This is a genomic window from Aquabacterium sp. (assembly GCF_004297345.1).
Lineage (GTDB): Bacteria > Pseudomonadota > Gammaproteobacteria > Burkholderiales > Burkholderiaceae_C > Aquabacterium.
Genome location: NZ_SCTN01000482.1, coordinates 1 through 13,947 on the forward strand (window position 1 = coordinate 1; position 13,947 = coordinate 13,947).

12 protein-coding genes are annotated in these 13,947 nt (G+C 63.8%); 4 read left to right on the forward strand and 8 right to left on the reverse strand.

What is annotated here, in order from left to right; genetic code table 11:
* A partial coding sequence (locus EPO09_RS18560) for a hypothetical protein (RefSeq protein WP_290645400.1) occupies positions 1-460 on the reverse strand: 460 nt, incomplete at its 3' end.
* Positions 461-728: 268 nt separating this feature from the next.
* On the opposite strand from EPO09_RS18560, the gene EPO09_RS18565 reads away from it, so the two are divergent.
* Both EPO09_RS18565 and EPO09_RS18570 read left to right on the forward strand, forming a co-directional pair.
* Complete coding sequence (locus tag EPO09_RS18565; RefSeq protein WP_290645402.1) at positions 729-1,217, forward strand: RNA-binding protein; 489 nt, start codon at positions 729-731, stop codon at positions 1,215-1,217.
* 201 nt (positions 1,218-1,418) lie between these two features.
* A complete protein-coding gene (locus EPO09_RS18570; RefSeq protein WP_290645404.1) occupies positions 1,419-1,892 on the forward strand; it encodes a hypothetical protein in 474 nt (157 codons plus the stop codon).
* A 17-nt stretch (positions 1,893-1,909) separates the two neighbouring features.
* On the opposite strand, the gene EPO09_RS18575 is transcribed toward EPO09_RS18570, so the two are convergent.
* From EPO09_RS18575 to EPO09_RS18590, 4 genes are read right to left on the reverse strand one after another with little or no spacing between them, the layout of a single operon-like run.
* Positions 1,910-2,701, reverse strand: a complete 792-nt coding sequence (locus tag EPO09_RS18575; protein ID WP_290645406.1) for an SDR family oxidoreductase — start codon at positions 2,699-2,701, stop codon at positions 1,910-1,912.
* Positions 2,698-3,309, reverse strand: coding sequence for an LPS export ABC transporter periplasmic protein LptC (lptC, locus tag EPO09_RS18580; RefSeq protein WP_290645408.1), 612 nt, complete (start codon positions 3,307-3,309; stop codon positions 2,698-2,700). Before lptC ends, EPO09_RS18575 begins: the two co-directional genes overlap by 4 nt.
* Positions 3,306-3,893, reverse strand: coding sequence for an HAD family hydrolase (locus EPO09_RS18585; RefSeq protein WP_290645410.1), 588 nt, complete (start codon positions 3,891-3,893; stop codon positions 3,306-3,308). The genes lptC and EPO09_RS18585 overlap by 4 nt, the downstream gene beginning before the upstream one ends.
* Complete coding sequence (locus EPO09_RS18590; RefSeq protein ID WP_290645412.1) at positions 3,893-4,891, reverse strand: SIS domain-containing protein; 999 nt, start codon at positions 4,889-4,891, stop codon at positions 3,893-3,895. The genes EPO09_RS18585 and EPO09_RS18590 overlap by 1 nt, the downstream gene beginning before the upstream one ends.
* Before the next feature lie 84 nt (positions 4,892-4,975).
* Between EPO09_RS18590 and EPO09_RS18595 the strand changes: the two genes are divergently transcribed.
* Both EPO09_RS18595 and EPO09_RS18600 read left to right on the forward strand, forming a co-directional pair.
* The gene (locus EPO09_RS18595; protein ID WP_290645414.1) at positions 4,976-6,991 is read left to right on the forward strand and encodes a cation:proton antiporter; all 2,016 of its coding nucleotides are present in this window, start codon (positions 4,976-4,978) and stop codon (positions 6,989-6,991) included.
* A 117-nt stretch (positions 6,992-7,108) separates the two neighbouring features.
* The gene (locus EPO09_RS18600; RefSeq protein ID WP_290645416.1) at positions 7,109-11,215 is read left to right on the forward strand and encodes a response regulator; all 4,107 of its coding nucleotides are present in this window, start codon (positions 7,109-7,111) and stop codon (positions 11,213-11,215) included.
* 12 nt (positions 11,216-11,227) lie between these two features.
* Here the strand turns inward: EPO09_RS18600 and EPO09_RS18605 are convergent, their stop codons facing one another.
* The 3 genes from EPO09_RS18605 to EPO09_RS18615 form a co-directional block, all read right to left on the reverse strand.
* On the reverse strand, positions 11,228-12,292 hold the full coding sequence (locus tag EPO09_RS18605) for an HD domain-containing phosphohydrolase (RefSeq protein ID WP_290645418.1): 1,065 nt from the start codon (positions 12,290-12,292) through the stop codon (positions 11,228-11,230).
* An 83-nt stretch (positions 12,293-12,375) separates the two neighbouring features.
* On the reverse strand, positions 12,376-12,843 hold the full coding sequence (locus EPO09_RS18610; RefSeq protein ID WP_290645420.1) for a cyclic nucleotide-binding domain-containing protein: 468 nt from the start codon (positions 12,841-12,843) through the stop codon (positions 12,376-12,378).
* A 186-nt stretch (positions 12,844-13,029) separates the two neighbouring features.
* Positions 13,030-13,947: tRNA modification GTPase (locus EPO09_RS18615; RefSeq protein WP_290645422.1), on the reverse strand; the 918-nt coding region annotated here is incomplete at its 5' end.

Below are 13,947 nucleotides of genomic sequence, written 5' to 3' on the forward strand. Positions count from 1 at the left end.
ACCAGGGCCCGATCTTGGGCAGGCCGCTCAACCAGTACAGGCCCAGCAAACCGGCAGCCACCAGCGCACCCAGCAAAGCCATCGCCAACAAGGCCACCAGCACCCGATGACCGATACCCAGCGCATCTTCGATTGCTTGCCCGACGTCCCGGCTGGGACGCCCCAAAGCGCGGTCCATGGAGAGCAAGCCCGCTGCGGTCGAGCCATAAAAAGCGATGAACAAGGCTGCGGCGCCCTGCCCGATCGCCCAGTTCATCTCACCGCGCCCAAAAGAAGACTGTGCCGACGCCAGCGCTAGCCCGGCACCCGAAAAGGCGGCCAACAGCACATACATGGCCCGGCCATCGCGCACCGCCTCAATGCTGGAGAGCACCCTCACCAGCGCCTGCCACCAGTCAAATCGAGGCCGTGACGCCAGCTGCGGCACATCGGACAAAGGGAGATCAAAAGGGGCAGCCATGGTGGATAGGTATCGACACAAGGGTGTCATGTTGCGCGCAATGTCCGCTGATCATAGGGGCTAGCCCCTAGAGAAAATTGAGGAAAGAGTGCAACACCGCATGCGAATGGTTGACAGGGTTAGATAAATAAGGGTTGAAATAGCTGGATGAATGTGGCTGCATCACCCATAATGTTTTGGTCTGTGTCTGGAAGCGGCACCGTCGTTGGAATGGGTCCTGATGGGTTGAAGCTCCACATGGTTACTTTGATTTGAAAGGGGCTCTCTCGTGGGCAACAAACTTTACGTGGGCAATCTCGCCTACAGCGTGCGCGATCAGGATCTGCTGGATGCTTTCTCGCAATATGGAGCCGTGAGCTCCGCCAAGGTCATGATGGACCGCGAAACTGGCCGCTCCAAGGGTTTCGGTTTCGTTGAAATGAGCAACGACGGCGAAGCGCAAGCAGCTATCAATGGCCTCAATGGTCAACCTGTCGCCGGTCGCGCTGTGGTCGTGAACGAAGCTCGCCCACGTGAAGAGCGTCCTGCTGGCTTCCGTAGCCCCTACGGTGGTGGCAACGGTGGCGGCGGCAACGGTGGCGGCGGCTTCGGCGGCGGTCGTCGTGAAGGCGGCGGCGGTGGCTACGGTGGTGGCGGCGGCGGTGGCCGTCGCGAAGGTGGCGGCGGTGGCTACGGCGGCGGTGGCCGTCGTGAAGGCGGTGGCGGCTACGGCGGTGGCCGTGGTGGCGACGGCGGCGGCTACGGCGGCGGCTACTGATCTGGACACGCAGGCCTGAACCCCTCGGGCCTGACAAATCCAAAAGTACCAAGGAAGGCGATGCCACACGGCGTCGCCTTTTTTCATGGGCGATGCCTGCGCGTGCTCGTGGACACATGTCGATACCCCGCACAAGTCTGGTGCGGGCACAATGTCGGGCTTGACGTGCACCCTTGTGCACTACCTAGCAGGATCTTTCAGATGTCGTCTTACTCATCCCTGCGCCGAGCCCTGTGCCTGCTCGGCTTGGCCACCATCTCCAGCCATAGCGCATGGGCCGGCTCCACCAATGTTGGCGTGAGCGTCAGCGTGGCACAGCCTGGCTTTTATGGCCGCGTTGACATCGGTGATCAGCAGCCCACCCTGATCTACCCACAGCCCATCGTCATCCAGCAAGCCCCGATCGCCGTGCATCAGCGCCCGATCTACATGCGCGTGCCACCTGGCCACTCTCGAGACTGGGCGCGCTACTGCGGCCAGTACCGCGCATGCGGCCAGCCGGTGTACTTCGTGCGAGACGAGGGCTATCGTGACCGCGGCGAGCGCCGTGATTGGGATCGCCACGATCATGATCGTCGCTACGACCGCGATGACCGCTACGACAGGGATGATCGTGACGACGACCGAGGTCACGGCAGAGGACGTGGCCACGGTCACGGGCGCGACCACGACTGAGCGTCAGGCCGCAAGCCTCACTGACGGCGCTGCTTCTTGCGGTGCTGCTGCGATCCCGCAATGGCATCGAACAGCCAGCGCGGCATCCACCGCAGCAGCCCCGTGACCACGCCCATCTGCCAGGGGATGACGCGCCAGCGCACCCCTTGCCCAATCGCTTTGAAGGCCTGATCCGCAAAGGTATCGGCCTTCATCAGGAAGGGCATCGGGTACTGATTGGGCTTTGTCAAAGGCGTGTCGATGTAACCGGGGGCCAGGGTCACCACACGTACGCCATGTGCGCGCAGCTCGCCGCGCAAGGTTTCGCACATCTGCACCACGGCGGCTTTGGCGGCGCAATAGCCCGCATGACCAGGCATGCCACGAATCGCCGCCACACTGGCCACGCCCACCAAGGTGCCGTGCCCACGCAGTTTCATCGAGGCGATGAAAGGCTGGAAGGTGGCGGCCAGGCCGATGACATTGGTGTCCATCAGGTCACGCAGCACCGGCAGGTCTTCGGCCAGGCTGAGGTCCACGCCAATGCTGATGCCGGCATTGGCCACCACCACATCCGGCAAGCCTTGCGTAGCCACGCAGGCCTGCGCCGCTGATGCAATGGCGGCTTCATCACGCACATCGGCTTCGTACACGGCCCATTGGCCCGCAGGCCAGCCTTGTGACGAGGCCCACTGCTGCATGTCGGCCACACGCCGCGCCACCAGGGCCACGCGCCAACCTTCCCGCAGATAGCGCGCAGCCAAAGCCTGGCCGATGCCGCTGGAGGCGCCTGTGATGAAGACCAGTCGGGAAGAGGCGTCAAGCGTCATGGCGCGTCGTAGTGGCCATGCACACGGCCACCCAGATCGGTGATGCCGGTGTGATCGTCGTAGTGCAGTGTTTGCGCACGCACCTCGCTGCCTTGCTGCTGCAGGAGCACAGGCTGGCTGGATGACACCACGCGCGTGCGGGTATCGATGCGCAAGACTTCGCCCACAAAGTGCACCGGCTGATTGCGCTGGCCCACACCTTGATCGGCAGCCGGCAAGGCCGTGACCCGTGCGCCACCACTGAGCGTAACCAGCTCGGCCTTGTGATCGGCTTCGCCCATTTGCGATGAAGCCTTCAAGCCCATGCCCTTGTCATCACGGGCGGACAAGACCAGTTGGTCGATCTGCAAGCGATCCGTATCCGGGTAGTGGCGCATCTGCGCGCCATCCAGCACAGCCTCGATGCGGCCTTGCGCGTTGAAGCGCGCCACGCGGGCCTTGTCCAGCTCAAAATCGGGCGATGACGATGCCAGCGCGGGCCGCGCATCACCACCGTCTTTGGGAGAGGACTGCACCAGCCACCAGGTGAACCCGGCCAGGCCGGCCACGGCCAGCAAAGGCACCGTGGCCTGTGCGCGCTCCAGCCACAGCCACCAGCGCTGGTTCATGTGCGGGCTCCGTCGGAGGTGGTGTCCAGGGTTTCCAGGTGGCCGTGCAACAGCCCCTCGTACTTGCCCGTGGCCCACAGCAGCAAATCGCAACATTCGCGCGCCGCGCCTTCGCCCCCGCGCAAGGCACTGACATGGTGGGCGATGGCCTTGACCTCGGCGTGCGCATTGGCAGGGGCCACGGCCAGGCCGGCACGAACCAGCAAGGGCAGATCGGGCCAGTCGTCGCCCATCACGGCGATCTGGTCCCAGCGCAAGCCCAGGGCCGTGCGGATCGGTTCGGCAGCGGCGAGCTTGTCGTGCGCACCGAACACCGCGTTCGTCACGCCCAGGTCCTTCAAGCGACGACGCACTGCGGGCGAATCACGCCCGGTGATCACGATGGGCGTGATGCCACCTTGGGCCAGCAATTTGAGGCCATGGCCGTCCAGCGCGTGGAAGGCCTTGAGTGTTTCGCCAGCCTCGCTGATGTAGAGCGTGCCATCGGTCAGCACGCCATCCACGTCGAAAATGGCGGCGCGGATGCTCATGGCGTGATGGCGCAAGGCCACCGAGAAGTTCACGGTTGAGACCAGGGCTCGCATCAAATCACCTTCGCACGCATCAGATCATTGGTATTGACTGCGCCCACGAGCACGCCTTGCGCATCCACCACCAGCAAGGTCGTGATGCGATGGGCCTCCATCAGCGAAACCGCTTCGGCCGCCAGCACATCGTCACGAATGGTGCGGGGCGACGGCGTCATCAGCTCGCCGGCCGTCATGGCACGCAGGTCCACACCGGCTTCAATCTTGCGGCGCAGGTCACCGTCGGTGAACACGCCCAGGATGCGGCCGGCGGCGTCCACCACGGCGGTGGAGCCCAAGCCTTTGGCGCTCATCTCGCGCATGACATCGCCGAAGCTGGATTCAGACTGAACACGTGGCACGGCCTCACCGGCACGCATCACGTCATGCAGATGCGTCAGCAACTTGCGGCCCAGCGAACCACCTGGATGCGAGCGGGCAAAGTCTTCGGCCTTGAAGCCGCGCAACTCCAGCAGCACCACGGCCAGGGCATCGCCCAGAGCCATCTGAGCGGTCGTGGACGCGGTGGGCGCCAGATTGAGCGGGCAGGCCTCCTGGGCCACGGCGCAGTCCAGCACGATGTCGGCGTGGCGCGCCAGGGAAGAGCCAGGGCGACCGGTCATCGCCAGCAGGCGCACACCCAGCCGCTTGATGACCGGCAGCAAGGCGGTGAGCTCTTCGCTTTCGCCTGAGTTGGAAATCGCCAGCACCACGTCGCCTGGCTGGACCATGCCCAGATCCCCGTGGTGCGCCTCGGCCGGGTGCACGAACATGGCCGGGGTGCCGGTCGAGGCCAGCGTGGCCGTGATCTTGCGGCCCACATGCCCGCTCTTGCCCATGCCCATCACGACCACACGCCCCTGGCAGCCCAGCATGGCATCCACCGCCTGCGTGAAGGCCGCACCGGCCTCGCCTTGCAAGCGCTCGCGCAGATCAAGCAAGGCACGCGCCTCGATGTCGAAGGCCTGACGGGCCAGGGCCACAACGGCGTCTTGTTGGTGTAATGGGGCTGACATGAAGTGATGAGAAGTCAACGAAGTGCTGCTGATTTGAACACCAGGCAACGACCGCGGTTAGGATCAAGAGATTCTAGGGACTCTATGGCCACCACGCTCGATCTGACACTGCTGTATCTGTTTGCCGCCGTGATTGGCGTGGTCTTGTGCCGCTTGATGAAACTGCCGCCCATGCTGGGCTACCTGGCTGTTGGCGTGGTGATTGGGCCCAATGCGCTGGCCCTGGCCAAGGACTCGGCGGGCGTGCAGTATCTGGCCGAATTCGGCGTGGTCTTCCTGATGTTCGTGATCGGGCTGGAATTCAACCTGCCCAAGCTCAAGAGCATGCGCTCGCTGGTGTTCGGGCTGGGCTTCAGCCAGGTGGGCCTGACGATCGTGGCCACGCTGTGCGGCCATCTGGCTTTGAGCACCTTCCTGAGTTACCTGGGTCATCACGGTGGCCTGCTGGGTTGGGGTATCAACTGGCAAAGTGCCGTGGCCCTGGGTGGCGCGCTGGCCATGAGCAGCACGGCCATCGTGGTCAAGATGATGGCCGATCGGCTTGAGCTGGAAAGCGAACACGGGCGCCGCGTGATCGGCATCCTGCTGTTCCAGGACTTGGCCGTGGTGCCGCTGCTGGTGCTGATCCCGGCGCTGGGCGATTCAGCCTCCGAGATGACCCGCACACTGATGCTGGCCGCGATCAAGGCCGCCGCGCTGCTGGGCGTGCTGCTGCTGGGCGGCCAGAAGGTGATGCACTGGTGGCTCAATCTGGTGGCACGGCGCAAGAGCGAAGAGTTGTTCATGCTCAACCTGCTGCTGGTCACGCTGGGCCTGTCATGGTTGACCGAGCACTTCGGCCTGTCGCTGGCGCTGGGTGCTTTTGTAGCCGGCATGCTGATCGCCGAGACCGAATACAAGCACCAGGTGGAGACCGACATCCGCCCCTTCCACGACGTGCTGCTGGGCCTGTTTTTCATCACGATCGGCATGAAACTGGACTGGCACAGCCTGTACGAGCAATGGGCGCTGGTGCTGATGCTGGCCACCGGCCCGCTGCTCTTCAAGCTGGGCCTGATCACCACGCTGGCCAAGCTGTTCGGCGCGCCCACCGGCGTGGCCTTGCGTACCGGCCTGTATCTGGCTCAGGCGGGTGAATTCGGCTTCGTGCTGCTGTCGCTGGCCACGGCCGAGCACCTCATCCCGCGTCAGGTCGAAAGCCCATTGTTGGCCGCCATGGTGCTGTCGATGCTGGGCACGCCGCTGATCATCATGTACAGCAACCGCATCGTGATGCGGGTATCGTCCACGGACTGGTTGATGCAATCGCTGGCCATGACCAAGATCGCGACCAAGGCCATCAACACGGAAAAACACGTGCTGATCTGCGGCTACGGGCGCAGCGGCCAGAACCTGGCCCGCCTGCTGGAAAAGGAAAAGATCCCCTACATGGCACTGGACCTGGATCCCGACCGCGTGCACCAGGCCGCCGCCGCCGGCCATCATGTGGTGTTCGGTGATGCCACGCGGCTGCAAAGTCTGGTGGCGGCAGGGCTGTCACGCGCAGCGGCGGTGGTGGTGACCTACCCCAACACCCCATCGGCCAAGAAGATCCTGCACCTGGTGCACGCTCACGCGTCCAGCGTGCCGGTGGTCGTGCGCACCATCGATGACAGCAGCCTGGACGAACTGCAAGGCGCCGGCGCCACCGTGATCGTGCCAGAAGCCATCGAAGGCTCGCTGATGCTGGCCTCGCAAGCACTGGCGCTGGTGGGCGTGCCCATGCGCCGTGTGATCCGCATGGTGCAGGACCAGCGTGTGGCCCGCTACGGCCTGTTGCGCGGCTACTTCCACGGCGCCGATGACGACAGCGTGGACGAGCTGGAGTTGCAGCGCCTGCTGTCGGTCACGCTCACGGCCGATTCGGCCTGCATCGGGCAGACGCTGGCCGCCAGCCTGGACCAGCGCGACACCCGTGTGGCTGTGGTCTCCGTGCGGCGCGCCGAAGGCCAGGTCGTCAATCCTGAAAAAAACCTGATTCTTCATGTGGGCGACACCCTGGTACTTTCCGGCAGACCTCAAGACCTCTCTCGAGCAGAAAGCCTGTTGCTCAAAGGCTGAAAACCGCACGAATGACCGCATTAGCCCCCTAGGCTGAAGCAGCAAGTCCGTGCAAACTCGGTGCCCACTGGTTGCCGGGCATCCCCTCGGCAGCCGGCCAAACAGGAGACTTCTTGCATGGACGCAGGGCCCGCCGAGCTTCACTCGCCGAGCGATCAGCCAACCGGTTATCTGGCCAGTCTCCAGGCCAATCGCAGCCTTTGGCGCGCAGCCCTTGTATGGACCATCGTGGTCGCCAGTGCAGGCACCTGGCTGGTCCAGCGTGGCATCACCGAGCACCGGCTGGATCAACTCGAAGCGGCGCAACTGCGGCTCGACAGCCTGCATGAAACACTCACCGTCTCGTTTCAGCAATATGCCGCATTGCCCCTGGCCTTGAGCCGCCAGGCCGATCTGCAGCGCTTTTTGCAAGATGTGCATGCCTCCGGCAGCGAAGGCCTGACGGAAACCAACCGCGAGCGCGTGCGCGATGAACTCAGTCGCCAACCCGCCGTGCGCAAAACCAGCCAGATCCTGCTGGACACCACGCATGATTTCGGGCTCGACCACCTCTTCATGGTTGATCGATATGGCACCGTGCTGGCCGATGCCGGCATCGACACCAGCGTCAGCTCGATCGGCGGCAACTTTCGCACGCGCCGCTATTACATCGATGCGCTTGAAAACGGGCACGGCTCGCAGTTCGCCGTGGGCCGCATCAACAAGATCCCCGGCTTCTATTTCTCTGCACGCGTCGATGGGCCGAACGGTGCCTTGGGCGCCATCGTGGTCTCACAAGAATCGGCCTCACTGACCAGGCTCTTCCATGATGCCACGCACCAGCTCTTCGTCACCGATGAACACGGCGTGATGCTGATCGGCAACCAGGTTGACCAACTGCTGGGCCGCACGATGCTGCAAGGCCCCATCGGACTGGACGAAGAGGCCCAGCGCCGCAACTACCAGCGCATCCCGGCTGACCTGGGTTGGCGCCTGGATACCTTGCATGTGGCGACACGCAATGTGGCCCTGGTCGAGCGGCCCGATGGCCGTTTCATGGCCCTGTCGCGCCCCTTGAACTACGGCAACCTCACGGCCTGGGCGCTGGTGCCGATTGCGGGCGAAACGCCCATCATCGCGGGCTGGGGTGCCGTCAGCGCACTCGCCCTGATCACCGGCTACTGGCTGATCACCATGCGGGCGCAGCGCCTGACACGGCAGAACGCCCTGCTGCGCGCCAAACAGAACCTGTCGGACATGGCCCATGCCCTGCCGCTGACCGTGTTCTGCTATCGCCAGCCGGCACGCGGTGGTGGCCACTTCACTTTCATTGGCGAGGGCGCCGAACGCCTGCTGGGCATCCAGCGCGAGATCCTCATGAACGAGCCGCAGCGAGCCTGGCAGCTCATGCATGGCGTGGCCGGCCAAGGAGGCGCCATCCAGCCTCCCACTGGCGCCGTTGAATTCGCGCTGACACACCAGGGCGTGCGCCGCTGGATCCGCTGCGACAGCCAGTGCCTCACTGACAGCGACGGCACCCGCACCTACAACGGCTACTGGGCTGATGTCACCTACCGCAAGGACACCGAAGCCCGCTCGCAAGCCGTGTTCACCCACGCCCCCGTGGCCTTCATCTTCTACAGCCTGGATCAGGGCATCACGCGCTGCAATCCCCGTGCGGTTGAACTCTTTGGTGGCGACAGCGAACAGGCCTTGATGGGCTTGCTGCCCTCCAAGCCACCCTTGTCGCCAGCCGGATTCGTTCAGAAAAACGACTCGCTGGAGATCCTGCAACGCATCTCGCAAACCGGCCAGGCCGAGACGCTGGAATGGCGCCATACCCGACTGGACGGCGAAACTTTCGACGCAGAAGTGGTGCTGATCCCCTTCGAACACGACGGGCGCAAGCAGTTCTGCGGCATCGTGCAGGACATCACCGCGCGCAAGCAAACCGAAGCCGCCTTGCGCAACGCCCAACAAGCCTCCGAAGCGGCCACGCAAGCCAAGAGCCGCTTCCTGGCCAATATGTCGCACGAGATCCGCACGCCCATGAACGCCATCATGGGCATGACCCACCTGGCCCTGATGGACGAGCTGCAGCCCAAGGCGCGCAACTACGTGGACAAGGCTCATCGTGCCGCCAGCAACCTGCTGCAGATCCTCAACGATGTGCTGGATGTCTCCAAGATCGAATCGGGCAAGCTGGAGCTGGAGTACACCGACTTCCAGCTCGAGAGCGTGGTCAACAACATGGCCGATGTGCTGGGCATGCGCGCCGAGGAAAAGAGCCTGGAGCTGCTCTTCACGGCCCCGCCCGACATCCCCACCGCCCTGATCGGCGACCCCATCCGCCTGGGCCAGATCCTCATCAACCTGGGCACCAACGCCATCAAGTTCACGAGCAAGGGCGAGATCGTGATCGGCTGCGAAGTGCAGCGCCTGGATCCTTCCGATGTGGTGCTGCACTTCTGGGTGCGCGACAGCGGCATCGGCATGAACCCCGAACAGATCGAGCGCCTGTTCCAGCCCTTCACGCAAGGCGACAGCTCCACCACACGCCAGTACGGCGGTACCGGCCTGGGCCTGACCATCTCGCGCCAACTGGTGGAGATGATGAACGGGCGCATCTGGGTCAACAGCCAGCCTGGCAAGGGCTCGACCTTCCACTTCACGGCGCGCTTTGGCCTGCAGCAACAGACCGGCAACCAGCGTGCGCTGACCGCCACCGAGCTGCAAGGCAAGCGCCTGCTGCTGGTGGACGACAACGCTACCGCACGCGAGGTGCTGGGCGACATGGCCCGCCGCCTGGGCCTGGATGTCGAAGCGGCGGAAAGTGGCGAGGCCGCGCTGGCCCGCATGCAATCTGCACAAGCCACAGGCCAGCCCCATCAGATCCTGCTGACCGACTGGAAGATGCCCGGCATGGACGGCATCACCTTTGCGCGCCACGCCTTGTCGATACCGCCGGAGCAACGGCCTTGCGTCTTGCTGGTCACGGCCTTTGCGCGCGAAGAAGCGCTCAAGGCGGCCGATGGCGTCGGGCTGGCCGGTGTCATCAACAAGCCCGTCACGCCTTCCACTTTGCTGGAAACGCTCTCACGCGTGCTGGGCAAGAACACCAGCGCCCCCATCGTGTCGGGCAGTACCAGCCGTGTGCTCAAGCAGGCCCAACGGCATCTGGCCGGTGCCCGCGTGCTGCTTGTGGAAGACCAGCCCATGAACCAAGAGCTCGCCTGTGATCTGTTGCAGCGCGCCGGCCTGAGTGTGGTCACAGCTGCCAACGGCCAGGAGTGCCTGGACAGGCTCGCCGCAGAAGGCCCTTTCGATGGCGTGCTGATGGACTGCCAGATGCCCGTGATGGACGGCTACACCGCCACCGAGCGCATCCGCGCACGGCCTGAATGGCACAGCCTGCCCGTGATCGCCATGACCGCCAGCGCCATGGCTGCCGACCGCGAACGCGTCCTGCAGTGCGGCATGAACGACCACATCACCAAACCACTGGACCTCGGCCAGATGTTCACCATCATGGCCCGCTGGATCAGCCCCGCGCAACCCGCCGTGCCACCTCGTACCGATACCAAGCCTGTATCCCCCAACTTGTCCAGCGCAGCGCCTGCTGAAGACGATGACACCCAGCCCACAGGCCACCTCAGCAGCCTGGACACGGCCGACGGCCTGTCACGCTGCATGGGCAATATGGAGCTCTATCTGCGCCTGCTCAAAGGCTTTGCCAAGACCCAGCACGACTTCGCCGCGCAATACGCCGCAGCGGCCAATGAAGATGAAGCCGTGCTGCTGACCCATACCCTCAAAGGCCTGGCCGGCAATATCGGCGCCACCAGGCTGCTTCAAGACGTCACCCAACTGGAAGCCCTCATGCAGAGCAAGAATGTGGATGAAACGCCTGAACAACACGCCCAGGTGCAAGGCCAGCTCGCCAAGACGCTGGACGCCCTGCAAGCCGTGCTGGCCGATATCGATCGCCTCAACAAGCCACGCGCTGAAGTGGTCGAACAGCAGCAGGCCAGCGTGAACGATGAAGCCCTGCGCCCTTTCTGGATGCGCCTGCGTACCCTGATCGAGGACAACGACGCCCAGGCCCGCGAGCTGCTGCATGACCTGCTGCATGCCCGAGCTGTATTGCGCCAGCATCCTCAGGTGGGTGAACTTCAACGCGCCCTGGAGCGCTACGACTTCGACGTAGCGGGCAAGGCGCTGCAGCGCATCACCGCACAGGCCTGAACCACGCCAAGGTCAGCTGACCAATTCGGCGACAGCGCCGCGCTCGTCTGAATACAGGTCCATCACGCGCAGGATCTCGAACTGCTGCTGGAAGAAGCAATCCAGCAAGGTCGGATCAAAGGCGCCAGCGCGTTCTTCGGCCATCACGGCCAGCGCCTGCGAAGCGCTCATCGCTTCCTTGTAGGGCCGGCGATTCATCAGGGCATCGAACACATCGGCAATGGCCACGATGCGGCCAAACAGCGGGATCTGCTCGCCCTTGAGGCCTTGCGGATAGCCTGCGCCATCCCAACGCTCATGATGCGTCAGCGCGATCGTGCGGGCCGTGGCCAGCAACTCGTTGTCATGGCGCCCGATGATGTCGGCGCCCATCTGGGGATGCTGGCGAATCGCCTTGCGTTCCTCCGGATTGAGCGGGCCCGGCTTGAGCAGGATCTGATCGGGGATGCCGATCTTGCCCACATCGTGCATGGCTGCCGTCTGGAACAGCAGTTGAACAGCCTCGGGGCCCAGACCGGCCTGCTGCGCGATCAGGCGGCAGATGTGGCTCATGCGGATCACATGGTTACCGGTCTCGTTGTCCTTGAACTCGGCGGCGCGGCCCAGGCGGCGAATGATCTGCTGGCGCGTGGCCACCAGTTCGCTGGTGCGCTGCGCCACCATACGCTCCAGTTCGCGCGACTGGTCGTACAAAGCCAGGTGCGTGCGCACACGGGCCTGCACCAGCGGCGGGCTGATGGGCTTGGTGATGTAGTCGACCGCGCCCAGGCTCAGGCCCAGGCTTTCATCTTCGACCGTGCTCATGGCCGTCACGAAGATGATGGGAATGCGGCGGCGATCCGGATTGGCCTTGATGCGGCGGCACACCTCGTGGCCGCTGAGGTCCGGCATCATGATGTCCAGCAGGATCAGATCAGGCGGCTCATCGGAGTACGCGATGGCCAGGGCCTTTTCACCCGAGGTGGCCACCTTGATGCGGTAATCCTGCCCCAAGATCTTGGACAGCAATTCGATGTTCTGAGGGGAATCGTCGGCCACCAGGATGGTTGGTCGGCGCAAACCTGAGCTCACTGACATTGACGAAAAACTCCACTTTGCAATTTTTGTTCTTTTATCTGGCACAGCACCCGACGCGGCCCCACAGACGTGGCGCCCAGCTGTCAGGCTGACGGAATCTGACGGGTCATGTTCGCGCGCATGCGCTGGGCCATGACTGAACCCGCTGCCCTCACCACTTCCACGGCCACCGAGGGCACACGGGCGGCCAATTCTTCAAACCTGGGCAAGCGCAAGGCGTAGATCACGCAAGGCGTCATCGCCTCCACGTTGGCCATGCGGGGACCATCGGCAAACAAGCCAGGTTCGCCACAAATGGAACCCGGCCTCAAGATCGCAATGCGCGATGCACCCGGCGTGGCACCTGTGACAAACACCTGCAAGGAACCTTGACCCAGGAAGTACACGGTACGGTCATGGTCACTTTGCTTGACCAGCAGATCACCGGAACGCAACTCGTGGCGCGTCAAGTACTGACAGAAGGTCCGCCATTGCTGGGGATCCAGACGCGGACGGAAGGCATCTTCCGTGTTGAGCGTCTGAATCGCCTGAATCAGTGCAGTGGAATCCATCGGTGCCTCAAGTTCGCTCGCTCAGTCGGCGCCCTGCAGCGCAAGCTTGTGAATTTAATGCATCAGGGGCTGGCAGTGGGCAGCTTTTGCGGTCAAGCCATGGATTTGTTGCCTGGCCATGACGGCCCGCCCCCTTTGCAGGACAAGCAGTCATACCACGTGTCCCCCCTGACTGGACAGCCAGCCTCACTTGCCGATGCAAAAGCGCGTGAATATTTCACCCAAAAGGTCATCGGCAGAGAAAGCACCCGTGATCGTGCCCAAGGCGTTGTGCCCCAGGCGCAACTCCTCGGCCAGCAAATCCAGGGCGCCATCGCTCAATGCCGCATGGGCCTGGGCCATCTGCAGATGCTCACGCGCCACCCGCAAAGCCTGCACATGGCGCTGGCGGGCGATGAACACACCCTCTTGCGCCGCCTGCCAGCCCGCAATCTCCAGCAAGGTCTGGCGCAAGGCCTGAAGGCCATCGCCCGTGCGCGCCGACAAGGCCAGCAAAGGCCCCTGCGGTCGGGCCTGGGCTTGCAGCACGGCCTGATCCACCGCCACGGCATCGGCTTTGTTGAAAACATGTACGACGGGCACACCTTGCGGCAGGCGTTGGGCAATGTCGGCATCAGCCTGCGCATAAGCCGGCTCGGCCATGCGCGTCAGGTCATGCAGGAAGAGCACGGCATCAGCCTGGCCAATGGCTTCCCAACTGCGGGCCATGCCGATGCGCTCCACTTCGTCCGATGCTTCGTGATCGGCACGCAAACCCGCCGTGTCAATCACATGCAGGGGTACGCCTTCGATCTGGATGGTCTCGCTGACCTTGTCGCGCGTGGTGCCCGCAATCGGCGTGACGATGGCCAGCTCGGCGCCGGCCAGGGCGTTGAGCAGCGAGCTCTTGCCCGCGTTAGGCTGGCCGGCCAGCACCACCTGCAGGCCTTCGCGCAACAAGGCACCTTGGCGAGCCTGGCTCAACACGCCATCGAGCGTCGCAGCCACACGGTCAAGGCGCCCACGGGCATCGGCCTTTTCCAGGAAATCGATTTCCTCTTCCGGGAAGTCCAGCGTCGCTTCAACCAGCATGCGCAGATTGATCAACTGATCCCGCAGGGCTTC